At 50.2% G+C, this 21,984-nt stretch carries 20 protein-coding genes and 3 tRNA genes; 11 read left to right on the top strand and 12 right to left on the bottom strand.

Annotated features, from left to right (window positions below; translation table 11 throughout):
* Positions 1–37: 37 nt before the first annotated feature.
* On the bottom strand, positions 38–1,366 hold the full coding sequence (argA, locus tag U0008_RS17110) for an amino-acid N-acetyltransferase (RefSeq protein WP_043495288.1): 1,329 nt from the start codon (positions 1,364–1,366) through the stop codon (positions 38–40).
* Between the two features lie 233 nt (positions 1,367–1,599).
* On the opposite strand from argA, the gene amiC reads away from it, so the two are divergent.
* On the top strand, positions 1,600–2,850 hold the full coding sequence (gene amiC / locus U0008_RS17105) for an N-acetylmuramoyl-L-alanine amidase AmiC (protein ID WP_043495287.1): 1,251 nt from the start codon (positions 1,600–1,602) through the stop codon (positions 2,848–2,850).
* Between the two features lie 248 nt (positions 2,851–3,098).
* On the opposite strand, the gene U0008_RS17100 is transcribed toward amiC, so the two are convergent.
* The 3 genes from U0008_RS17100 to U0008_RS17090 all read right to left on the bottom strand — a co-directional run bounded on the left by U0008_RS17100 (position 3,099) and on the right by U0008_RS17090 (position 3,473).
* Positions 3,099–3,175, bottom strand: a tRNA-Met gene (locus tag U0008_RS17100).
* Positions 3,176–3,263: 88 nt separating this feature from the next.
* Positions 3,264–3,340 (bottom strand) — tRNA-Met (locus U0008_RS17095).
* Positions 3,341–3,396: 56 nt separating this feature from the next.
* Positions 3,397–3,473 (bottom strand) — tRNA-Met (locus tag U0008_RS17090).
* Positions 3,474–3,688: 215 nt separating this feature from the next.
* Here U0008_RS17090 and mltA point away from each other — a divergent pair.
* The gene (gene mltA, locus U0008_RS17085; protein ID WP_025800244.1) at positions 3,689–4,804 is read left to right on the top strand and encodes a murein transglycosylase A; all 1,116 of its coding nucleotides are present in this window, start codon (positions 3,689–3,691) and stop codon (positions 4,802–4,804) included.
* Between the two features lie 95 nt (positions 4,805–4,899).
* Positions 4,900–5,718 carry a tRNA cyclic N6-threonylcarbamoyladenosine(37) synthase TcdA gene (gene tcdA / locus U0008_RS17080; RefSeq protein WP_043495285.1) on the top strand — a complete coding sequence of 273 codons (819 nt, stop codon included), beginning with the start codon at positions 4,900–4,902 and terminating at the stop codon, positions 5,716–5,718.
* Positions 5,719–5,731: 13 nt separating this feature from the next.
* Here the strand turns inward: tcdA and csdE are convergent, their stop codons facing one another.
* Entirely contained in the window at positions 5,732–6,166 is a 435-nt protein-coding gene (csdE, locus tag U0008_RS17075) for a cysteine desulfurase sulfur acceptor subunit CsdE (RefSeq protein ID WP_043495283.1), read from the bottom strand.
* Entirely contained in the window at positions 6,163–7,395 is a 1,233-nt protein-coding gene (gene csdA, locus U0008_RS17070; protein ID WP_043495334.1) for a cysteine desulfurase CsdA, read from the bottom strand. The genes csdE and csdA overlap by 4 nt, the downstream gene beginning before the upstream one ends.
* Positions 7,396–7,585: 190 nt before the next feature.
* On the opposite strand from csdA, the gene U0008_RS17065 reads away from it, so the two are divergent.
* From U0008_RS17065 to rlmM, 4 genes are all read left to right on the top strand, one after another.
* Positions 7,586–7,807, top strand: coding sequence for a YgdI/YgdR family lipoprotein (locus U0008_RS17065; protein ID WP_038502437.1), 222 nt, complete (start codon positions 7,586–7,588; stop codon positions 7,805–7,807).
* 384 nt (positions 7,808–8,191) lie between these two features.
* A complete protein-coding gene (locus U0008_RS17060) occupies positions 8,192–9,109 on the top strand; it encodes a transcriptional regulator GcvA (RefSeq protein WP_025800239.1) in 918 nt (305 codons plus the stop codon).
* A gap of 56 nt (positions 9,110–9,165) precedes the next feature.
* Complete coding sequence (locus U0008_RS17055; protein ID WP_193764846.1) at positions 9,166–9,561, top strand: DUF423 domain-containing protein; 396 nt, start codon at positions 9,166–9,168, stop codon at positions 9,559–9,561.
* On the top strand, positions 9,554–10,699 hold the full coding sequence (rlmM, locus tag U0008_RS17050) for a 23S rRNA (cytidine(2498)-2'-O)-methyltransferase RlmM (protein ID WP_043495279.1): 1,146 nt from the start codon (positions 9,554–9,556) through the stop codon (positions 10,697–10,699). Before U0008_RS17055 ends, rlmM begins: the two co-directional genes overlap by 8 nt.
* A gap of 73 nt (positions 10,700–10,772) precedes the next feature.
* Here rlmM and xni read toward each other — a convergent pair whose 3' ends face one another.
* From xni to queF, 3 genes are all read right to left on the bottom strand, one after another.
* Positions 10,773–11,525, bottom strand: a complete 753-nt coding sequence (gene xni / locus U0008_RS17045) for a flap endonuclease Xni (protein WP_025800236.1) — start codon at positions 11,523–11,525, stop codon at positions 10,773–10,775.
* Between the two features lie 67 nt (positions 11,526–11,592).
* Positions 11,593–12,957, bottom strand: coding sequence for a nucleotide 5'-monophosphate nucleosidase PpnN (ppnN, locus tag U0008_RS17040; protein WP_025800235.1), 1,365 nt, complete (start codon positions 12,955–12,957; stop codon positions 11,593–11,595).
* Positions 12,958–13,273: 316 nt separating this feature from the next.
* Positions 13,274–14,122 (bottom strand): NADPH-dependent 7-cyano-7-deazaguanine reductase QueF, encoded by an 849-nt coding sequence (gene queF / locus U0008_RS17035; RefSeq protein ID WP_096388768.1) that lies wholly within the window; start codon positions 14,120–14,122, stop codon positions 13,274–13,276.
* A 69-nt stretch (positions 14,123–14,191) separates the two neighbouring features.
* On the opposite strand from queF, the gene syd reads away from it, so the two are divergent.
* The 4 genes from syd (at position 14,192) to U0008_RS17015 (ending at position 17,123) form a co-directional block, all read left to right on the top strand.
* On the top strand, positions 14,192–14,743 hold the full coding sequence (gene syd, locus U0008_RS17030) for a SecY-interacting protein (protein WP_043495276.1): 552 nt from the start codon (positions 14,192–14,194) through the stop codon (positions 14,741–14,743).
* Positions 14,744–15,530: 787 nt separating this feature from the next.
* Positions 15,531–15,863 carry a YqcC family protein gene (locus U0008_RS17025; RefSeq protein ID WP_025800232.1) on the top strand — a complete coding sequence of 111 codons (333 nt, stop codon included), beginning with the start codon at positions 15,531–15,533 and terminating at the stop codon, positions 15,861–15,863.
* Complete coding sequence (gene truC, locus U0008_RS17020; protein ID WP_043495274.1) at positions 15,863–16,657, top strand: tRNA pseudouridine(65) synthase TruC; 795 nt, start codon at positions 15,863–15,865, stop codon at positions 16,655–16,657. Before U0008_RS17025 ends, truC begins: the two co-directional genes overlap by 1 nt.
* A 16-nt stretch (positions 16,658–16,673) precedes the next feature.
* The gene (locus U0008_RS17015; protein WP_025800230.1) at positions 16,674–17,123 is read left to right on the top strand and encodes a flavodoxin; all 450 of its coding nucleotides are present in this window, start codon (positions 16,674–16,676) and stop codon (positions 17,121–17,123) included.
* A gap of 740 nt (positions 17,124–17,863) precedes the next feature.
* On the opposite strand, the gene U0008_RS17010 is transcribed toward U0008_RS17015, so the two are convergent.
* The 3 genes from U0008_RS17010 to glnD all read right to left on the bottom strand — a co-directional run bounded on the left by U0008_RS17010 (position 17,864) and on the right by glnD (position 21,980).
* Positions 17,864–18,250, bottom strand: a complete 387-nt coding sequence (locus U0008_RS17010) for a DUF3461 family protein (RefSeq protein ID WP_008814520.1) — start codon at positions 18,248–18,250, stop codon at positions 17,864–17,866.
* 129 nt (positions 18,251–18,379) lie between these two features.
* Positions 18,380–19,204, bottom strand: a complete 825-nt coding sequence (gene dapD, locus U0008_RS17005) for a 2,3,4,5-tetrahydropyridine-2,6-dicarboxylate N-succinyltransferase (protein ID WP_025800229.1) — start codon at positions 19,202–19,204, stop codon at positions 18,380–18,382.
* 106 nt (positions 19,205–19,310) lie between these two features.
* Entirely contained in the window at positions 19,311–21,980 is a 2,670-nt protein-coding gene (gene glnD, locus U0008_RS17000; protein WP_226929822.1) for a bifunctional uridylyltransferase/uridylyl-removing protein GlnD, read from the bottom strand.
* Positions 21,981–21,984 lie beyond the last annotated feature (4 nt).

The following is a 21,984-nucleotide window of genomic DNA, read 5'->3' as shown; positions in this document are numbered from 1 at the left end:
CTGGCTGTCCGCATCCTGCGGACAGCGCGAGGTAGTTTCAAGATAAGTCGGCGAGCAAAATCTTGGAACGGCGCTGGTAGTTGTACAGCTCCTGTTTTTGCATCGGGAGCACGTCAACTTCTGCGGGAGTAAAACCGCGCTCTTGGAACCAGTGGATGCTGCGTGTGGTGAGCACAAACAGTTTTTCCAATCCCATTTGTCTGGCTTGTGCCGCCACGCGTTTAAGCAGGGCTTCGCCGCGAGAAGAGCTGCGATAGTCGGGATGTACCGCCACGCAGGCCATCTCGCCAATACGTTCCTCAGGGAACGGATAGAGCGCCGCGCAGGCGATGGTCAGATTATCTCGTTCAATAATGGTGAATTGATCAATTTCCCGTTCGAGCTGCTCACGCGAACGGCGAACCAAAATACCTTGCTGCTCTAGCGGGCGGATAAGTTCCAAAATACCGCCGATATCATTAATGTTGGCGCGACGTATTTGCTCCGCGCTTTCCATCACGATCTGGGTGCCGATGCCGTCGCGGGAGAACAACTCTTGCACCAAAGCGCCATCGTCCTGATAGCTAATCAGATGGCTGCGACCTACACCGCTGCGGCAGGCTTTTACAGCTCCACGTAAAAAGCGCACGGTGCCAGAATTGTAATCCCCTGAGGCTTCCAGCGTTTCAATGCGGGTCTGCGCTTCGTTGGGTAACAGCTCGGAAACGATCGAACCATCGTCGTTTGTGACGCCCTGCGAAGAGCAAAAACCAATCAGCTTTTCGGCTTTCAGCTTAATTGCTAGTTGGGTTGCGACCTCTTCGGACGTGAGGTTAAAGCTTTCACCGGTAACGGAAACGGCAACGGGACCCATCAACACAATAGCGCCGCTGTCGAGCTGACGGTGAATAGCCTCTTCATCGATACGACGAATGCGCCCGCTGTGGCAGTAATCCACCCCATCATCGACGCCGAGCGGCTGCGCGATAATAAAGTTTCCGCTCACCACGTTGATGTGAGCACCCTGTAGCGGCGTGTTATTCAAACTCATGGACAGGCGCGCTGTAATATCTAGTTGCAACTGACCCGCTGCCTGTTTCACCAGCTCTAGCGTTCGGGAATCCGTAACGCGCGTGTGCTTGTGGTAGACCGGTTCATAGTGGTGTTCATTCAGATTGCTGTCGATTTGTGGGCGCGCACCATAAACGACAACCAGTCGGATGCCAAGGCTGTGCAGTAACCCAATATCATTGACGATATTGGCAAAGTTTTCATGCTCAATGGCCTCTCCGCCAAGCATCACAACGAATGTCTTGCCACGGTGAGTATTGATGTAGGGTACCGAGTGACGAAAACCCTGAACCAGTTCGGTGCTGCGCTCCTTCATGAAACCCTCTGAATTTTTATTCGCTAAAACTGTATTTTTATTCTTTATTGCGAATAAAGGCAAGTGTGAATTTTATGTAAATTCAAGTCATCTCTGCTGCGGATAGGGATATCTGCAAAACTCCTTTAAGCATTTTCTAATGACAGCCCCGCCGCGATTCGATAAAGTTTTGCCCTAAAATTTGTGCTGGAGCGCTATTCTCCGCTGTGTTTGGCTTTTTATTTTGGGATTGCATGACAAATTCGAACCATAATCTGACCCGTCGTCGTTTGTTGCAGGGTGCCGCTGCTACTTGGTTTTTAAGTGTAAGCCGAGTGGGTTTTGCTGCGTCTTCACAGGTGATTGCCGTAAGGGTATGGCCGGCGTCGACCTATACTCGCGTGACGCTGGAATCGAAGGTGCCCCTGAAATATAAGCAGTTTGCGCTAACCAATCCGAATAGAATCGTCGTTGATATTGAGGGCGTTCATCTTAACAGCGTGCTCAAAGGGATCAGCAGTCAGGTTCAGTCGGGCGATCCGTATTTAAAAACCGCGCGCGTTGGACAATTTGATAAAAATACCGTGCGGCTGGTGTTAGAACTTAAGCAGGAAATCAGCCCGAAGCTGTTTACGCTCGCGCCGTTTGCCGAATTTAAAAACCGCTTGGTGGTCGATCTGTATCCGGCACAAGGCACTAGCGCGGCGGAAAACGATCCGCTGCTGGCTTTGCTGGAAGATTACAATAAAGGTGATTTAGGTAAGAGTTTGCCGCCGGAAGGGCCACAAAAAGGCAAAGCCGGACGCGATAGACCGATTGTTATCATGCTCGATCCCGGGCACGGCGGTGAAGATCCCGGAGCAATCGGTAAAAATAAGACACGTGAAAAAGACATTGTGCTGCAAATTGCCCGTCGCCTCAGCGCGTTGATTAAAAAACAGCCCAATATGCGGGTATACATGACGCGTAATGAAGACGTCTTTATTCCGCTGAAGGTCAGGGTGGCGAAGGCGCGTAAACAGCGTGCTGACCTGTTCATTTCGATTCATGCCGATGCCTTTACTAGCCGCTCGGTGCGAGGCTCTTCGGTATTTGCCCTATCGACCAAAGGCGCAACCAGCGCGGCGGCACGATTTTTAGCCCAAACCCAGAATGAATCCGATGAAATCGGTGGGGTTAGCCGCAGTGGGGATCAATACCTCGATCACACCATTTTTGACTTAATGCAGACCGCGACGGTGAACGACAGCCTGAAGTTCGGCAAAGAAGTGCTGAAAAATATGGGCCACGTGAACAAATTGCATAAAAACAGCGTGGAGCAGGCTGGCTTTGCGGTGCTGAAAGCGCCTGATATCCCATCTATTTTGGTTGAAACCGCATTTATCAGTAACGTTGAAGAAGAACGTAAACTACGTACCAGCGCTTTCCAGCAGCAGGTTGCTCAATCTATTCTGGCCGGAATTAAAGCTTACTTTGCGAATGGTGGGGAGTTGGCGAGGCGGTAAGGAAATACTGAATAGCGCTCGAGATGGTATGAAAACATCCGAACGGTTCCTCCCGCTGCGAAGGGGGAGGCTGGGTGGGGGCGTGGTTATTTAAACTTAACCCCCACCCTAACCCTCCCCCTGGCAGGGGAGGGAACAGTTTGGTGATGCAGAAAGAACGCAGTATGTTCTTCCTCATATTGGAATTTCTCAAATTTTAGACATAAAAAAACACCCGTTAAGGTGCTTATTTATTTCAGTATGAAAATTGGTTGCGGGGGCCAGATTTGAACTGACGACCTTCGGGTTATGAGCCCGACGAGCTACCGGGCTGCTCCACCCCGCGTCCGACATACTGCTTTTTCTTCGTTTTTTTCTTTCTTCTTTCGTTCTTTTTTTTTCTTTCTTAAATCAACTTTCTATGAAGTTGAAGTTGGTTGCGGGGGCCAGATTTGAACTGACGACCTTCGGGTTATGAGCCCGACGAGCTACCAGGCTGCTCCACCCCGCGTCCGGTTACTACTTTTTATATTTTTATGTACTGCTATTTACTTCTATTCATCGGATTGGTTGCGGGGGCCAGATTTGAACTGACGACCTTCGGGTTATGAGCCCGACGAGCTACCGGGCTGCTCCACCCCGCGTCCGATGAGGGCGAACTATACACTCGATAGAATTTGATGCAAGAATTTTTTGACAAACATCACTCATTTATCAATTTGATGCATGTTTTTTAATCGTTAAGTGGTCTTTTTAATCGATATCTGCCTCTTATCGTTTTTTTAGTGAGGAGAATTCCTTTCAGGCTGTGGGTTTGTTATCGTGCCGCGGTGGTTATTTGGTTTCTAGAGAGCGTGAAATGAAAGGTCGTTGGGGACAATATGTAGTAGGTGGGCTGTTGGTGGCATTGCTAGCGGGATGTTCGTCGCGTCCAACAGATAAAGGCCAGCAGTATAAGGATGGGAAGATTAACGATCCCTTAGAGCTCGTTAATAGACCGAATGCCAAAGGAAAACCGGTTAACGGAAAGGATTTCTCCGATCAGCTCACCGCTATCCAACGTGCATCGCCTTCTCTCTATAATAGAAACACCGATACTTTCCAAGCGGTGACCAACTGGTTACGAGCCGGAGCCGATACGCGCCAGCTGTCCCAGTTTGGTTTGAACGCTTATCAGATGGAAGGGATGGATAACTTTGGTAACGTGCAATTCACGGGCTATTACACGCCGGTGATTGAAGCGCGTTATACGCGTCAGGGCGAATTCCAGTACCCGCTGTATCGCATGCCAAGCAAAGGTAAGAACCGTCGCCTGCCGGAACGCTCGGCGATTTACTCCGGCGCGCTGGATAACCGCAATCTGGAAATCGGCTATAGCAACTCCATTATGGACAACTTCATGATGGAAGTGCAGGGCAGTGGCTATGTGGACTACGGCGATGGCCGACCATTGACCTTCTTTGGCTACTCTGGCAAAAACGGTCATGCTTACCGCAGCATTGGTAAAGTGTTGATCGATCGCGGTGAAGTTGCGCGTGAAGAGATGTCGATGCAGGCGATTCGTAAGTGGGCGGATAACCATTCTGCCGCAGAAGTTCGCGAACTGCTGGAGCAAAACCCTTCCTTCGTCTTCTTTAAACCGGAAATGTATGCGCCGGTGAAAGGGGCAAGCGGTGTGCCTTTAGTGGCAAAAGCGTCCGTTGCGTCGGATCGTTCGTTGATCCCAGCCGGTTCTACGCTGTTGGCGGAAGTGCCATTGCTTGATAATCAAGGTAAGTTTACCGGCAAATATGAGATGCGTTTGATGGTGGCTCTGGACGTGGGTGGTGCGATTAAAGGCCAACACTTCGATATCTATCAGGGCATTGGCCCAGAAGCAGGGCACGCGGCTGGCTTCTATAATCACTATGGCCGTGTCTGGGTGCTGAAAACCCCGCAAAGCGGTGGGCCGTTGTTCAGCGCTTATAATAGATAGTCTATTTTATTGTTTTCCCTCGCCGACCGATGAGCTGTTTGCTGCTCGTCGGTTAGTGAGAGGCTGTATCAAGAATTCCTAAGGTAATAAATCCAATGACAGCATCTTTTTCCGACGCTTATATGCAGCGTTTTAGCGGTATTGCTCGCTTATATGGCCAGCAGGCGCTGGGCGTATTCTCTCAGGCTCATGTGTGCGTTATCGGTATTGGCGGCGTGGGATCGTGGGCGGCAGAAGCGTTAGCTCGCACGGGGATTGGTGCTATTACGTTGATCGATATGGATGATGTTTGCGTGACAAACACCAACCGGCAGATCCATGCGCTGCGCAGCAACGTGGGGCAGGCGAAAACAGAAGTGATTGCTGCCCGTATTCGTGAGATCAATCCAGAGTGTCAGGTCACCTGTATCGATGATTTTATTACGCCAGATAACGTTGATAAGCTGATTGATAATCGCTTTAGCTATGTTATCGACGCTATTGATAGCGTGCGGCCAAAGGCTGCGCTGTTAGCCTACTGCCGTCGCTTTAAGATCCCGATTGTGACGACCGGTGGCGCGGGCGGGCAAATTGATCCCACGCGTATTGAAGTTGCCGATTTGGCAAAAACTATTCAAGATCCGCTAGCGGCCAAGCTGCGTGAGCGTTTGAAGAATGATTTCAACGTGGTGAAAAATAGCAAAGGTAAGCTGGGGATCGACTGCGTATTCTCGACCGAGCCGCTGGTCTATCCACAGCCTGATGGTAGCGTATGTGCTTCTCGCAGCACCGCAGAAGGGCCTAAACGTATGGATTGCGCCTCTGGGTTTGGGTCGGTCACGATGGTGACGGCAACCTTTGGTTTTGTTGCCGTGGCGCATGCGATTAAGAAAATGCTGGCTAAGGCTGAGCGGATGGCTGCTCAGCCTCAGTAATTACAGTCAGTGATTACAGATAGCTTTGCGCGATATTTTTGATCCCAGCGGCGAGCGAGTTTAAACCGCTGGCGCGCGAAGAGCTTAACTGTTCTAAAATATTGAGCTGTTGAAATAGCGCCAGTGGGTCGCTTGCCATAATCTGCTGCGGCGTTTTGCCTTCTGACGCCGTTAGCAAGATTGCCAAGAGGCCTTTGACGATGCGTCCGTCGCTGTCGCCATAATAGTGCATGCTTCCATCCTCAAGTAATTCCCCGCCTAGCCATACCTGATTCTCACAGCCTGCCAGCTCGGTTTTCTGCTGTTTTAGCTCTGGCGGTAATGCAGGAAGCTCACGTGCCAGCAGAATGATTTGGCGATAGCGATCTTCCCAAAGCGTCAGTGATTCAAACCGTGCCGCTAACATTTTAGGCGTTAATGTCCGGCCAAAAGGATGGGGGGCAATCATGCAAAATCCTCGTCGTTCAAGATTGATAGCGCATAGTTTACCGCTTTTACCAGCGTGGTGACGTCTTCAGGGCAATTATAAGGCGCAAATGAAGCACGGAGCGAACCGGTAATGCCTAACGCCTGTATCAGCGGCTGTGCACAATGTTGGCCCGCGCGTAACGCCACGCCTTGCTCAGCCACTAAAGCGACTAGATCGCTGTGATGAATCCCCGCAATATTGAAAGCCAACAGCGCGGATTTAGGTGCGCGGTAACTGATAAACCCTTTAATCTGGCTAAGCTGTTGCTCTGCTTGTTCGGCCAGAGAAACGCAGTAAGCTTCCGCAGCAGCCAAATCGAAATTTTCTAACCACTCTAATACCGCTGAAAATCCGATAACTCCGGCGATGTTGGGGGTTCCTGCTTCGAAACGGTGGGGTATGGCTTGTTCGATAAAACCATCAAACCCGGCTTTAGTTAGCATTTTCCCACCGCCCTGCCACGCATGCATCTGTTCGAGATATTCCGGCTTACCATACAACACGCCAAGCCCCGTTGGGCCATACATTTTGTGGGCAGAAAAAGCATAAAAATCGACGTTGAGATCGGCGACGTCAAGCGGATGATGCACGACGCCTTGCGCGCCATCAATCATAACTGGCGTGCCGTTTTGATGCGCCAGCTCTAGCGCATAGCGTAGATCGGGGCAGCCACCGGTAACGTTCGACATTTGCCCCAAGGCCATCATTTTGGTGCGCGAAGTGAGTAGAGCCGGTAACTGTACTAGAGCCGGTAACCCGTGTTGGTTGACCGGAAGCTTAACGACGTTAGCGCCACATTGTTCAGCCACCATCAGCCACGGTATCAAATTTGCGTGATGCTCGGCTTCACTCACCAGAATTTCATCATCGGCCTGCAAAATGGGGCGCAGATAGCTTTGCGCCACGAGATTGATGGCTTCGGTGGTGCCTTTAGTCCACACAATGCTATCTGCGCTGTGAGCATGCAGAAGCTGGGCAACCTGCTGGCGAGCCGATTCATAGCGCTGAGTCAAGCGCAGAGCGGCCTGATGTTGACTGCGGTGTACGGTAGCGGCGCTGCCAGCGTAATAGGCTTGAGTAGCTTCAACCAATACTTGAGGTTTTAGTGCGGTTGCTGCGCTGTCGAGATAAACCGCATGTTGCTCGTTATCTGTTGCTGAAAGTGCAGGGAAGTGGCCGCGAAAGGCTGAATAATCAAAGGATGTCATGCGAAATAATTCCTCATTGCGGGCCGCTTGGTTGTCACGCCCAAAGAGCGGCATGACAGATTAATCTGAATAATTTGGCAGTTTTCTGGCAAAGCTGAAATAGCTTGTTATGCTTTTAACTACTGGCAAATGAATGTGCCGGAGATAAAAAGAGCGTTAGTAGCGCATTTTAAACTGCAAGGAGTAAATCATGAAGAAATTAGGTGCTGTTTTATCCGCCGTGATGTTTACCTTCGTATTGGCTGGCTGTTCAAGCAACTACGTCATGCATACCAACGATGGTCGCACCATTGTGAGCGATGGTAAACCTCAGGTGGATAACGAAACCGGAATGATTAGCTACAAAGATGCTAACGGCAATCAGCAACAGATTAACCGTAACGACGTCAGAGAAATGACTGAAAGCAAATAATTTGATTATTAAAATCAACGTCGTAAATCTAAAAGCGCTGACTTCGGTCGGCGTTTTTAGATAAAAAAAAGCACCGCAAATTGCGGTGCTACTAATCACTATGGACAGACAGGGTAAATGTACAGGAAGTGAAAAAAACAGTAGCCTAGCTACTATGTCTGAAATCGTCAGACAACTTGCAAACACAACATCACAACCACAAAGCCAAAAGTATTCAGGAACCAAATCCACAAACACTTTTTCGTTCCGGCTCGGGAAGTGGCGCCACTATAGGTATTTGCTGGCCTATCCTCAACGGACAATTTATAATGGCTCGGATAAAAAAAACTAATGGGTAAATAAACGGTTAATTATCTGCAACCGTTTGATAAAAAGTGTCCAGCCATGTCTAAACGATTACCACCCCTAAACTCACTGCGCGTGTTTGATGCGGCAGCCCGACATCTCAGCTTTACCAAGGCTGCAGAGGAGCTGTTTGTTACTCAGGCTGCGGTAAGTCATCAGATTAAATCATTGGAAGATTTCCTTGGGCTGAAGCTATTTCGCCGCCGTAACCGCTCTTTGTTACTGACGGAAGAAGGGCAAAGTTATTACCTCGATATCAAAGAAATTTTCTCATCCCTTAATGAGGCAACGCGTAAACTACAGGCGCGTAGTGCCAAAGGCGCGTTAACCGTCAGCTTGCCACCAAGTTTTGCTATTCAATGGCTCGTTCCACGTCTTTCTGGTTTTAATTCTGCTTATCCGGGCATCGATGTGCGTATTCAGGCCGTCGATCGCGAAGAAGGGAAGCTGGCCGATGACGTTGACGTTGCCATTTTTTATGGGCGAGGGCATTGGCCGGGACTGCGCGTAGAGCGTTTATATGCCGAATATTTGCTCCCTGTCTGTTCACCGCAATTATTATTGAGCGAACATCCACTAAAAGATCCGGCCGATATGGCTTATCATACGCTGCTGCACGATACGTCGCGTCGAGACTGGTTAGCGTATACCCGCCAATTAGGGTTACAGCATATTAACGTTCAGCAAGGGCCTATTTTCAGCCACAGTGCCATGGTTGTTCAGGCTGCGGTGCATGGTCAGGGTATTGCGTTAGTGAATAACGTGATGGCGCAAACTGAGATTGAGGCCGGTCGTCTGGTTTGTCCGTTTAACGATGTGCTCATCAGTAAGAATTCATTTTATCTGGTCTGTCAGGATAGCCAGGCGGAGCTGGGGAAAATCGCGGCATTCCGTCAGTGGATCCTCGCGCGTGCAGCGAGCGAGCAGGAAAAATTCCGTTTTCGTTATGAGTCTTAATCGTCGTTTGTCGATGGTAAGTATTCATGCACACGGCTTAAAACAGGGTAATCGGAATGAGTAGTCGTTCAATGATGATTTTTGCCGCGATTAGCGGTTTCGTTTTTGTTGCACTGGGGGCGTTTGGCGCACATGTTTTGAGCCGAACCTTGGGTGCTGCTGAAATGGATTGGCTGCATACTGGATTGCAGTATCAGGGGATCCATACGCTGGCAATTTTAGGGCTGGCAGCCTTAATGCAGCGTCGTAAAAATCTGTGGTTCTATTGCAGCAGTGCGTTATTGGCTCTGGGAACCGTGTTGTTTTGTGGAAGTCTTTATTGTCTGGCGCTGTCGCATCTTAAACTGTGGGTGTACATCACGCCTATCGGCGGCGTTTGCTTTTTAGTAGGTTGGGCTTTGATGTTAGTAGGTGCCTTACGCATGAGGAAAAGGGCGGAACGCCATGAATAAATTAGCTTTATATTGCCGCCCAGGATTCGAAAAAGAATGCGCAGCAGAAATTACCGAGAAAGCCGCGGCTCTTGAAGTCTTTGGCTTCCCAAGAGTCAAAGAAAACAGCGGCTATGTGACCTTTGAATGTTATCAGCATGAAGATGCCGATAAACTCGCCAAAAATTTGCCATTCCGCGAGCTGATTTTTGCTCGTCAGATGATTGTAGTGGGTGAGTTGCTCAAAGATTTACCAACTGACGATCGCGTTTCGCCGATTGTTGGAATGCTGATGAACGTGATTGAAGGTGCCGGTGAGCTGCGCGTTGAAGTGCCGGATACCAATGAAAGCAAAGAGCTGATGAAGTTCTGTCGCAAGTTCACGGTGCCGCTGCGCGCTGCGCTACGTGAGCAAAAGATCCTGCTGAAGAATGAAAATGCGCACCGCCCTGTGGTGCATGTGTTCTTTATTGCGCCGGGCTGTTGTTATGTGGGTTATTCCTACAGTAATAACAACTCCCCGTTCTATATGGGGATCCCGCGTCTGAAATTCCCATCGGATGCGCCAAGCCGTTCAACGCTGAAGCTAGAAGAAGCGCTGCACGTGTTTATCCCGCACGATGAGTGGGATGAGCGTCTTGCTGGCGGTATGAAAGCGGTCGATTTGGGTGCATGCCCCGGTGGCTGGACTTACCAATTGGTGAAACGCAGCATGTGGGTGCACTCGGTTGATAACGGTCCAATGGCACCCAGCTTGATGGATACCGGGCAGGTTACACACCATAAAGCCGATGGTTTCAAATTTGAGCCACCGCACACCAACGGTGTTGATTGGTTGGTATGTGATATGGTTGAGAAACCGGCGAAGGTTTCAAGTTTGGTCGCGCGTTGGCTCGTGAACGGTTGGTGCCGTGAGGCGATCTTCAACCTGAAGCTGCCGATGAAAAAGCGTTATGAAGAAGTGAGCCAAAACCTGTCTATTTTGGCGCAAACGCTGAAAGACAACGGTATTAATGCTCAGATCGCGGCTAAACAGCTTTATCACGATCGTGAAGAAATCACGGTGCACGTGCGTCGTATGTGGGGCGCGATCCCTGGCCGCCGCGATGAACGTGAGCTTAACCGCCGTATGCAGTTGAAGAACAGTAATAATAGCTAAGTGATTGTTCCTCTCCTAGCCTCCCTTGAGAACGGGAAGGTTAGGAGAGGGAAGTTTTAAGCCGTGGTCAATCCTACGGTAAACGCAGCTGCTGCAGGTTGCCGCTGATCGTCAGATTGGTTTGTAGCGTAGCGACTCTCTTACAAAGCTCCGCCTGTTCCCTGTGTTCTTCCAACTTCTTGCGCCATTTATCTGGCACACTTTCTATCTGTTCAAAGATATTGGCCAGCGAGCCAAATTCGTTAAGTAACGTAGCCGCTGCTTTTGGCCCAATGCCGGGTATGCCGGATATCTTGCTGCTGCTGATCCCTGCTAGTCCCCAATAATCCGTCAGCTGCTGCGGTTCTACGCCGAACTCTTTTTTCACGAAAGGCAAATCAAGCCAGCGTTTTTGGAAATAATCACGGATTTCAATGGTCGGAGCTAACAGCTGACAGTAGCCTTTATCCGTAGATACAATCGTCACGCGGTTTCCCGTTTGTGCAATTTTATATGCCAACGTCGCGGCGAGATCGTCCGCTTCGTTGCCTGCCGAGTGCCAGCTTTGTACGCCTAGTTTGCTGAATGCTTCACGGATGGCGGGCATTTCCGCGGCTAAGTTTTCAGGCATGGCGCTACGACCGGCTTTATAGTCCGGTAAGGCCTGATGACGCCAACTGTTATCGCGATCGTCCTCATCAAAAACGGCCACGGCGTGGGTTGGCTGGCTGTGTGCTAACAGCTGCTGTAGCGCATGCTGGCAAGCAATAACGCAGGGCGAACCCTGAACGGCATGAATGCGGCGGATGAGGTTTAGCGCGTCAACGATCAGAAGGTGTATTTGCATGATGGTTATCATTATTCGGAAAAGAAAAAGGGCGGTACTCGACCGCCCTGCATAAAGTAATGATTAATTACTTAATGATTTCATAGCAAGGTTCGTAGGCGGTTCCCGGCAGCTTCATACGATGCTGTGCGACAAAGCCTTGCAGCAGATGATCCATGTGCTGCATCATTTTTGCATCACCGTGGATTTTAAATGGCCCATGTTTTTCAATCTCGGCAATACCCACTTCTTTCACGTTACCGGCCACAATGCCTGAGAATGCACGGCGTAACGCTGCCGCTAATTGCTCAGGCGGCTGGTCAGGATGCAGATTTAGCGCAGCCATATTGGCGTGTGTCGGCTCAAACGGCAGCTGTAAATCTGGGGCAATCTTGATCGACCAGTTAAAGCTGTAGAAATCGCCGGTTTGGCGGCGGTTTTCTTTCACTTTCGGCATGGCGCGTTTCATCTGGCGAGCGACCTCAGCCGGATCGTCGATGATGATGGTGTAATGCTTACGCGCAGTTTCGCCCAGCGTACTCATGATGAACTCATCCAGCACGCGGAAATAGTCTTCGCTCTCTTTTGGACCCGTTAAGATCAGCGGTAAAACCTGATCTTTGTTTTCTGGATTCATCAGAATACCCAGTAGGTAGAGCAGTTCTTCTGCCGTACCCACCCCGCCAGGGAAGATGATGATGCCATGACCAAAGCGAACGAAGGCCTCCAAACGTTTTTCAATATCCGGCATGATCACCAGCTCGTTCACCAGCGGGTTAGGCGGCTCGGCGGCGATGATGGAAGGCTCGGTCATACCGATAAAGCGACTTTCTCTGTAGCGTTGTTGGGCGTGTCCAACGGCGGCACCTTTCATCGGTGCTTCCATCGCGCCTGGACCGCAGCCGGTGCAGATATTCAGCTCGCGTAGTCCTAGCTGGTTACCCACTTTACGTGCGTACAGGTATTCGATCTCGTTAATAGAATGGCCACCCCAGCAAACAATCATGTTCGGCTCTTCGCCAACGTGCAGGGCACGGGCGTTACGCAGAATCGAAAAGACCATGTTGGTGATATGTACTGGGCTTTTCGTATCCAGATGCGGATAGCGATCGGTGTTGGTCATTTGCCCGTTAACAAACAGAATATCGCGCAGCACGGCAAATAGGTTGGCCTGAAGAGCGCGAATGATCTGCCCATCGACAAAAGCGTCTTCAGGCGGATTAACCAGCTCGAGTTTCACGCCGCGTTCGCGGCGCAATACGTTGATGTCAAAACTTTCGAAGCGCGATAGTAGCTCGTTGCTGTTATCGGTTTGTGCGCCGGAGTTAAGTACGGCGAGGGAACAGTTGCGGAATAGGCGGTACAAATCGCTGCTTGCCGTGCGCTTTAACATGTCCACTTCAAGCTGCGACAACAAATCCATAGACCCAAGCGGGCTGATATGTGTAATCAAAGTCACTCCTATACATCTACCGATGCGGTTACCGCGATGGCATCAGGAATAACGTGTCCTGTCTATTGTTAGGCAGGCTCAATTCCGTTGTTCCTGATACGTTTTGCTACTGTATTAATGCACGCCTTCACCTGACAAATTTAGCATTCCGAGCTGATAGTCGATTTATGCTCAAGGCCTGATAGGTTGCTTGATTCATCAATAGCTTATTGTGAACTCGTGCATTTTGCGTCCTGCAAACACCTTACCGTTGTCTTTTGATTTTTGCCAACACTCTTACGTAAGCGCACGTAATGATTTGCCATTTTTGCGAGGCTTATTGGCGAACCAGGCGGCCTTTTGGTGCAACGAACGGCGTATTTGTGCGCCAAGGATTAATATCCAAGCCACCGCGGCGCGTATAGCGAGCATAAACGCTGAGGGTTTCCGGCTGACAAAAGCGTTGGATATCACAGAAGATGCGCTCAACGCACTGTTCGTGGAACTCATTGTGATGACGGAAAGAAACCAGATAACGCAGCAGCGCTTCACGATTGATGGCCGGGCCGCGGTATTGAATCATCACGGAGCCCCAATCAGGCTGATGGGTAATTAAACAGTTGGATTTCAATAAATGGCTTACCAATGTTTCTTCGATCACGTTCTGTGGATCGGCGGCGTTCTTGAGAAGTTCAGCGTCAAATTCGTAGTTATCGATTTCAATATCGAGATTGTCGATGCATTCTCCACGGAATGCGGCAATCGGCTGGCCTTCAACTTCATCAAGTTTCATCAGTTGCACGCGCACGTCACCCTGCGCACAGTGTGATAAGTCGCGCTGCAGCGTAGTTTGCACGTCATCCCAATTAGCGAAGCGCGTTTGGTTGAAGCTGTTGAGATACAGTTTAAAGCTTTTTGACTCAATCAAATTCTGGCTAAAAGCATCCAATTCCACATCGGCGATGGCAACCTGCGGCAGGCCTTTGGCGTTAAGCCATGAGAGCTCATATAGCGTCCAAATATCACCGCCGGTGAAAGGCAGTGAATCAGGATAAAGTCCCAGCGGTTCACGATTCATACTGCGAGGAACGGGCTGAAGCAGTGATGCGTCGTAGCTGTCGCGGTATTCAGTGGCTTTGCCGAGCGTTAAGCCAGCAAGGGCCTGATGATCTTGGTATGACATTATGTGGCCTATATTCGAATAAGAACGGTACAATCAGTGAATACCCTATAGTTTACCTTAGTGAGAGAAAACATGGTGCATGATGTTTCTGCCGCGCTAGCGGAGTTTACCCAGCGTTTTATTGATGATTGGCAGCGTGAAAGCGGCGATTTCCCCTCTAGTGAGGCATTATATGGTGTCGCATCACCCTGCGTAGTGCATACCGACAACGAGAAAGTGTATTGGAAACCGCAGCCTGCGGCCGCTTCTGATAGCCTAAACGGTATTTCCCGCGCTTTGGATATTCAGCTGCATGAAGATATCGTTCCCTTTTTCACCTCGCAGTATGCCGGTGATATGAGCGCGGTATTGGGTGATTTAGCGCTAGATCTGGTGCAGGTTTGGAGCGAGGATGACTTACAGCGCTTACAAGAAAATCAGATCGGTCATTTAGTCACTCAGCGTCGGTTAAAACTCTCTCCAACCCTCTTCCTTGCCACCACGGATTCCGAGCTACAACTGATCTCGCTGTGTAACCTTACCGGCAATGTTCTGCTTGAACAGTTCGGCAGTAAACAGCGTGAAGTGCTGGCTGAATCACTGTCAGAATTCCTGTCTCGCCTACAACCTGTCGTCATTAAGTGAATTTGGCTTACACGGCTGCCCGTCGCTGTGTAAGAGATCTCTCACAAGCCGTGTAGGATATATCGCTTATTGATGCAGATATTGTGTAAGCTGATTTGATTTTTTGTATAAGATTCAATGAATAATACTTTTATTTTGTGATCTTTCACCGTGTAAGCCAGCTGTGAGCCAATTGGGTTCATTGTTTTAAGCCTAAGAATAGGCGATATTAGTTTCACCGGAAGGGAAGACGGTTGGAGCAGGACACATCAGGATGATGTTGCTTCAGGATGAAGTGAAGGACACACTCAGGAAGAGTGATAAAGGATGTGCCACAGGACGTTGGCCAAGGATACTTCAGGATGAAGTCAGGGACACCTCCAGGACGGAGATTGAGAGCCAGTTAGGATAACAGGCGGGTCAGGAAGACTGAGGAACAGCATCAGGATGATGCAGGATGAAACGTCAGGATGAAAGTTGGACGATACGACGGATTGTCGGGAAATGGATAGCCGTACGGAAAAGTTTTCACGGATGAGCAGGGAGCACAATGAGTAGCTGGATTGCTATAAAACGAACCGGGCGTACTGTGTAAAAACAGTACGCCTTTTTTTTTGCCCATAGACAACGCTTTTATCCCCTATCAATGATTTAGCACCTTCTTACTGAATATACCGCGAAGCTAAAGCTATATGTGTCTTACTGCTCATAAAGCGCTTAACCACGTTAGGCTATTGGGACGTGCGAGCTTCAATGCTATTCTTTGCCCCCATTTTATATCCCGCCTGTAGACATAAGTGAGAAAAGCATGAGTGAATACGCTGAAGTCAGACAGCATTTGCTGAGAATAGAGCAACAGTTAGACAGCCTTGATTTGTCTCAAGAATGTGCACCTGATGCTCAGGCTTTTGAGAGCCAAGAGCCTTTTTGCGTGGACACCATGAGCCCTGAGCAGTGGCTGCAATGGATCCTGCTACCGCGCATGTTTGCGCTGATTGATAGCAGTGCGCCACTACCGCGCCGTTTTGCTATTGCCCCTTATTTTGAAATGGCCTTCAAAGAGCGCTTGCTGGAGGTTCAGCCGCTGATCGTCCTGCTCCAAGAGTTGGACAGTATGCTGAACCAAGAAGACGCCAATTAATGCTGAATATTATCTATCAGGATGAACATTTAGTTGCGGTAAATAAGCCGGCGGGCTGGCTTGTTCATCGCAGTTGGCTTGACCGTCATGAAACGGTGTTTGTGATGCAAACGCTGCGCGATCAGATTGGTCAGCACGTGTTTCCCGTACATCGCCTCGATCGTCCAACGTCTGGTGTGCTACTGATGGCGCTTTCTAGCGACGTCGCCCGCCTGCTGTCGGAACAGTTTGAACAGCGTGAGATGAATAAGACTTATCATGCGGTGGTGCGCGGTTACCTCGAAGGCGAAGCGGTGATTGATTATGCGTTAACGCCAGAATTGGACAAGATTGCCGATAAGTTTGCCGATCCTGATAAAGCGCCACAGGCGGCGGTGAGTCATTACCGTTCGTTAGCTATGGTCGAAATGCCGGTTGCCGTCGGTAAGTATCAAACCGCACGTTATAGTTTGGTAGAGCTAAAGCCAGAAACCGGCCGTAAGCATCAGCTACGCCGTCATATGTCACATTTACGTCACCCGATTATTGGTGACACTAAACACGGTGACCTGCGTCAAAATCGCGCCATGGCGCAGCATTTCTCTTGCTCTGGTTTGATGTTGCATGCGAGCGAGCTGTGTCTCGAGCATCCGGTGACCGGAGAGCCTCTCTGTTTGCAGGCGGGGCTTGACGATCGCTGGCAACGCATGATGTCGCATTTTGGCTGGCAAAGTTATCTCCCTCATCTTGAAAGGGTTGAGTTTCCAGAGAGTTGCGTTCACGATAACCAAAATGACGTCAGCGTAAATTCTTAAGAAAAGGGAAAACATCATGGCTCAGGTTGGTATTTTCGTTGGAACGGTATACGGCAACGCATTGATGGCGGCGGAAGACGCTGAAAACATCCTCAAAGCGCAAGGACATGAAGTCAAACTGTTTGAGGAAGGCACGCTCGAAGAATGGCAGTTCTACCGCAATCATTATGCATTGATCGTGACATCTACCACCGGACAGGGCGATTTGCCGGACTCAATCGCTCCGCTGTTTCGTGCGGTGAAAGACGACGTTGGTTATCAGCCTGAACTGCGCTATGGCGTGATTGCATTAGGCGATAGCAGCTACACCCATTTCTGCGGCGCAGGCCATCAATTCGATGAACTGCTACAGGAGCAGAAAGCGACGCGCATTGGCGAACTGCTTGAAGTGGATGCGCAGGTTGATGCCGAACCCGAAGTGGTCACGGGACCGTGGGTGGAAAAGTGGGGGCAGTTGATTAAGTAGGCTGCAAGTAGCGTGTTGCTTATGATGCCTTTGCTTATGAGGCCTTCGCGTAAGGTTTCGGTCGCCTGTTCTCTGTGCGATATGGTGTAAGGTTTCGACCGCCTATCTATAACTGCTTTCATATGTAGCTAAGTCGAAGGCGTCCGATGAGGGGCGCCAGCGCGCGCCCCTTCAATCCTCGCGCTTTTATCCGAAACGCCATCTTCGCTCCGGTTTGGTATCGCCCATCCAGGGCGCCCCAAACTCCGCCGGTACATCCCTGTACCGGCGGCTCTCTCTACCAAGGCTTAAACAATTTAAAAGATAAGAAGACAAAATGTCTTTTGTCTTTTTTATGTTTAAGGAATGCATTTTAGAGCCGCCAGCAGGGATGTTGGTGGCAGGTAGAGGGCGCACAGGACGTGCGCTCCGAGACCGGTCGGTCAAACGACTCGGTAAAAAGCGCGCGAGTTGAGAGCCCCCGCGCAACGGGGCTCTCATCGGACGCCTACGCCAGTGGCTTCATAGAAACGCAAATACTCGTTGGCGGACGAAATCTTTCACTGCATCTTACATATAAGATGCAAGGCGGCTCAATCGCCGCCGCCTTGCTTGACCACTTTCATCCGTAGCTATATGGGAAAATATTGCCAGTAAGCGGGCGAAATTTTCACAAAACAAACAGAGTATGAAGCGGACGAAATCTATCACGGTTTTTGCATATAAGGTTTTGAATACAAGACAACGTAGGTTGTCCCACCTTACTTCTGCGTCAATTTCTCCAGATCCGCCTCAATCTCTGCAATTTTATTCGCAACCACGCTTTCAAGGTGGCGCAGATCGTCCAAGATCTTGTGCTTCAGATCGACTTCAACCTGATCGCGTTTGCAGATCTGATCGAGTTCATCAATCACATAACGCAGGTTCGGGTTAATCTCGTGGATCTCTTTGTAACCTTGACCCGCGTTATCTGCCACGATGGTTTTACGCTGGCGTGGATACTTAAACTTCACGCTTTTGGCAAAAAACTCGCCTTTATCTTTACGGAAATAGATCTTGAGAATGTCGTTGTTGGCCTCCTGACGAAGGCTGTAGCGGTCAATCTCTTCGGGTTGATTAATCCCCAGACTTTTCAGGTTGTCATACATAGCGGCACCTTTTGATATTTTTCATGAGAAGATGAAATATAGACTAAATGGCAGAACCGATTAAATTATCGTCGACGTAAAGTGACTGATAAAAAAATAGCGGGCTCGTTGCCCGCTATGCTCATTCTCTTAGTCGATGCTGCGCAGCAGCTCGTTAATACCAACTTTACCGCGCGTCTTGGCGTCAACTTTCTTAACGATGACCGCACAGTACAGGCTGTATTTGCCATCTTTAGACGGCAGGTTGCCAGAAACAACCACGGAGCCAGCCGGTACGCGGCCGTAATGCACTTCACCGGTTTCACGGTCGTAAATCTTGGTGCTTTGACCCAGATAAACGCCCATGGAAATGACTGAGCCTTCTTCAACGATAACGCCTTCAACCACTTCTGAACGTGCGCCGATGAAGCAGTTATCTTCGATGATGGTTGGGTTCGCCTGTAACGGCTCTAAAACGCCACCGATGCCGACGCCGCCGGAGAGGTGTACGTTTTTACCAATCTGCGCACAAGAACCCACGGTAGCCCATGTATCGACCATGGAGCCTTCATCAACGTACGCGCCGATATTGACATAAGAAGGCATCAGCACGGTGTTACGTGCGATGAATGCGCCCTGACGAACGCTAGCAGGTGGCACTACGCGGAAGCCTTCACGCTGGAAACGTGCTTCGTCGTAGTCAGCAAATTTCATCGGCACTTTGTCGTAGAAGCGAGTTTCAGCGCCTTCCATCAGTTTGTTGTCATTGATGCGGAAGGAGAGCAGCACTGCCATTTTCAGCCACTGATGCGTGACCCATTCGCCGTTAATTTTTTCTGCGACGCGCAGTTCGCCTGAATCTAACAGAGCGATAACCTGATTAACTGCTTCACGCGTGATGCTGTCTACGTTGGCCGGAGTGATATCTGCGCGGCGTTCAAAGGCGTTTTCAATAAGTGTTTGCAACTGCTGCATGCTGTTCTATTCCCGAAGTTTAATTGACATATCCCCTTCATATTTCGAGTTGTAGATGCGTTGACGACAACTCGAATTATTTTGGGTATAAATCGTAACAAATACATTACCCTTTATCGGTTGGATCGAGGGCTTCTGTCAACCGCTGAGCCAATTCTGTCTGCATTTTAATGCTTAATGCTTTACGTTCGCCGTCTGCCAGAATAAATAAGTCCTCAACCCGCTCGCCGATAGTGGTGATTCGGGCGCTGTGCAGCGACAGCCCCATCTCAGCGAATACTTCTCCCACCTGCGCTAATAGCCCCGGCTGATCGAGCGCCACCAGTTCCATATAGCTTCGACGTTCATTGTGCATCGGCAGGAAACTGACCTCTGTCGGTACGGTAAAATGGCGCAGTTTGGGTGACGGACGCCGTGTGCGTGGGTGGCGATAGTGTTGTTGCGTAAGCGCCTGCTCCAGCGAATGTTTGATGGTGGCATGACGATCTTGTGCCAATGGGCTGCCATCGGGTTCGAGCACCACGAAGGTATCCATCGCAAAGTTGTCGCGATTGGTGAAGATCTGCGCGTCATGCACGCTCAAATTGCGTCGATCTAATTCTCCCGCCACGGCGGCAAACAGATAAGGTCGGTCTGGGCTGTAGATGAAAATCTCGGTGCCGCCGCGAGTGGCGAGATGGCTCACTAATACTAGCGGTTTGCTGGCGTCATGCTTGAGCAGATGGCGAGCGTGCCATGCCAGTTGATTAGGATTGTGGCGCAGGAAATAGTCGGCGCGGCAGCGGCTCCAAATGTAATGCAGCGCCTCCTCGTTGATGTTATCCATGCGCAACAATGCCAAGGCCTGTAAACGGTGATGGCGTACGCGCTCGCGCATATCTGGAGTGTTTTGCATTCCACGTCGCAGCTGTTTTTCTGTCGCAAAATAGAGCTCGCGCAACAGGCTCTGTTTCCAGCTATTCCACAGCGTTTCATTGGTGGCACAGATATCTGCAACGGTTAGACTAACCAGATAGCGCAAACGAGTTTCGCTCTGCACTTCGGCGCTGAATTGCTGAATAACGGCGGGATCTTGGATATCGCGCCGCTGTGCCGTGACTGACATCAAAAGATGGCAGCGCACTAACCATGAAACGAGCTGAGTTTCGCGTGAATTAAGCCCGTGCAACTGAGCAAACTCGATGACGTCTTGAGCGCCTAAAATTGAGTGGTCACCGCCGCGCCCTTTGGCGATATCGTGAAATAACGCGGCGAGCAGCAATAACTCCGGCTGAGGGAGGCGAGGGTAGAGCTCCACGCACAGCGGATGTCGCTGGCGGGTATTCTCATCCGCAAAGCTTTCCAGCTTCAGCAAGACGCGCATGGTGTGCTCATCCACGGTATAGGCGTGAAACAGATCAAACTGCATTTGGCCGACGATTTTTCCCCACTGCGGCATATAGGCCCATAAAACACTATGGCGGTGCATCGGGAGCAGGGCACGGTTCACCGATCCTGGATGGCGTAATATCGCCATAAACAGCTTGCGGGCTTCGGGCAGATCGCACAACGGCTGAGCCAGATGACGACGCGCATAGCGTAGGTGGCGCAGGGTGGTGGAATAAATGCCCTGTATTTCCTGATTTTTGGCCATCACATAAAACATCTGCAGAATGGTGACCGGATCGCGCATGAACGTTTCTGCATCGCGCAAATCAATCAGGTTGCCGCGTAGCTGGAAATTTTCGTCCAGAGGGCGCGGTTTCTCATTTGTTCCGAGCGCCAGAATCGCCTCATCAAACAGCTGTAACAGCATTTGGTTGAGTTCCCCCACACGGCGTGTCATGCGGTAGAAATCTTTCATCATGCGTTCGATTGGGGCATTGCCTTCGCCTTCATAGCCGAGCAGCTGGGCGACGCTAAACTGGCGGTCGAACAGCAGGCGGTTATCGTAGCGGTTCAGGACTAAATGCAGCGCAAAACGGATACGCCACAGAAAACTTTGGCATTCGTTTAACTCATCGCGCTCGGCTTCGGTCAGAAAACCGAAACCCACCATCTCATTCATGGATGTCGCGCCAAAATGACGATGAGCGACCCAAAGTAAAGTGTGAATATCACGCAGTCCGCCCGGACTGGTCTTTATATCTGGTTCCAGATTGTAGCTGGTGCCGTGGTAGCGATGATGGCGGTCTTTTTGTTCTTGAATTTTTGCATCGAAGAACCGAGGAGATGGCCAGAACTCATCGCTGAAAATCTGTTTCTGCAGTTGGAGAAACAGTGCGACATCGCCATAGATCAAGCGTGATTCAATCAGGTTAGTGGCGACCGTGAGGTCTGAAAGTCCTTCTTGAATACATTCATCTAACGTACGGACGCTATGTCCCACTTCAAGTTTTAAATCCCACAGCAATGTGATGAGTTCGCTGATGCGCTGTGCGTCGTGTTCGTTAAGCGGATCCTGACTCAAAATCAGCAGGTCGATATCAGACAACGGGTGCAGTTCGCCACGCCCATAGCCACCCACGGCGATTAACGCCATGCCCTGACGCTCTTTGAACCCCAAATGAATCCATAGGCGGGTGAGCAGCCGGTCAATGTAGAGCGTTCGAGCGGCAATCAGCGATTCAGCCGATTCGCCAGCCTGAAATGCAGCGGCCATCCATTGTTGGAAGCGTTCAAGCGACAGTTTCAGCGGCGCACATTCAAGATCGGATGCGGCAAAATTGTCTGGAGAGGGCGGTTGGATCAGCGGCTCCGTGGGGGATTCTGACGTGGCTGAAGGTAAAATGGGCATGGGC

This window comes from Hafnia alvei, from assembly GCF_034424155.1.
GTDB classification, from domain to species: domain Bacteria; phylum Pseudomonadota; class Gammaproteobacteria; order Enterobacterales; family Enterobacteriaceae; genus Hafnia; species Hafnia alvei.
This window is presented reverse-complemented; position numbering and strand designations above follow the sequence as displayed.

Coding starts and splice junctions, on each gene's coding strand:
- argA (WP_043495288.1), bottom strand. CDS start 1,366: ATGAAGGAGCGCAGCACCGAACTGGTTCAGGGTTTTCGTCACTCGGTA.
- amiC (WP_043495287.1), top strand. CDS start 1,600: ATGACAAATTCGAACCATAATCTGACCCGTCGTCGTTTGTTGCAGGGT.
- mltA (WP_025800244.1), top strand. CDS start 3,689: ATGAAAGGTCGTTGGGGACAATATGTAGTAGGTGGGCTGTTGGTGGCA.
- tcdA (WP_043495285.1), top strand. CDS start 4,900: ATGACAGCATCTTTTTCCGACGCTTATATGCAGCGTTTTAGCGGTATT.
- csdE (WP_043495283.1), bottom strand. CDS start 6,166: ATGATTGCCCCCCATCCTTTTGGCCGGACATTAACGCCTAAAATGTTA.
- csdA (WP_043495334.1), bottom strand. CDS start 7,395: ATGACATCCTTTGATTATTCAGCCTTTCGCGGCCACTTCCCTGCACTT.
- U0008_RS17065 (WP_038502437.1), top strand. CDS start 7,586: ATGAAGAAATTAGGTGCTGTTTTATCCGCCGTGATGTTTACCTTCGTA.
- U0008_RS17060 (WP_025800239.1), top strand. CDS start 8,192: ATGTCTAAACGATTACCACCCCTAAACTCACTGCGCGTGTTTGATGCG.
- U0008_RS17055 (WP_193764846.1), top strand. CDS start 9,166: ATGAGTAGTCGTTCAATGATGATTTTTGCCGCGATTAGCGGTTTCGTT.
- rlmM (WP_043495279.1), top strand. CDS start 9,554: ATGAATAAATTAGCTTTATATTGCCGCCCAGGATTCGAAAAAGAATGC.
- xni (WP_025800236.1), bottom strand. CDS start 11,525: ATGCAAATACACCTTCTGATCGTTGACGCGCTAAACCTCATCCGCCGC.
- syd (WP_043495276.1), top strand. CDS start 14,192: ATGGTGCATGATGTTTCTGCCGCGCTAGCGGAGTTTACCCAGCGTTTT.
- U0008_RS17025 (WP_025800232.1), top strand. CDS start 15,531: ATGAGTGAATACGCTGAAGTCAGACAGCATTTGCTGAGAATAGAGCAA.
- truC (WP_043495274.1), top strand. CDS start 15,863: ATGCTGAATATTATCTATCAGGATGAACATTTAGTTGCGGTAAATAAG.
- U0008_RS17015 (WP_025800230.1), top strand. CDS start 16,674: ATGGCTCAGGTTGGTATTTTCGTTGGAACGGTATACGGCAACGCATTG.
- U0008_RS17010 (WP_008814520.1), bottom strand. CDS start 18,250: ATGTATGACAACCTGAAAAGTCTGGGGATTAATCAACCCGAAGAGATT.
- dapD (WP_025800229.1), bottom strand. CDS start 19,204: ATGCAGCAGTTGCAAACACTTATTGAAAACGCCTTTGAACGCCGCGCA.
- glnD (WP_226929822.1), bottom strand. CDS start 21,980: ATGCCCATTTTACCTTCAGCCACGTCAGAATCCCCCACGGAGCCGCTG.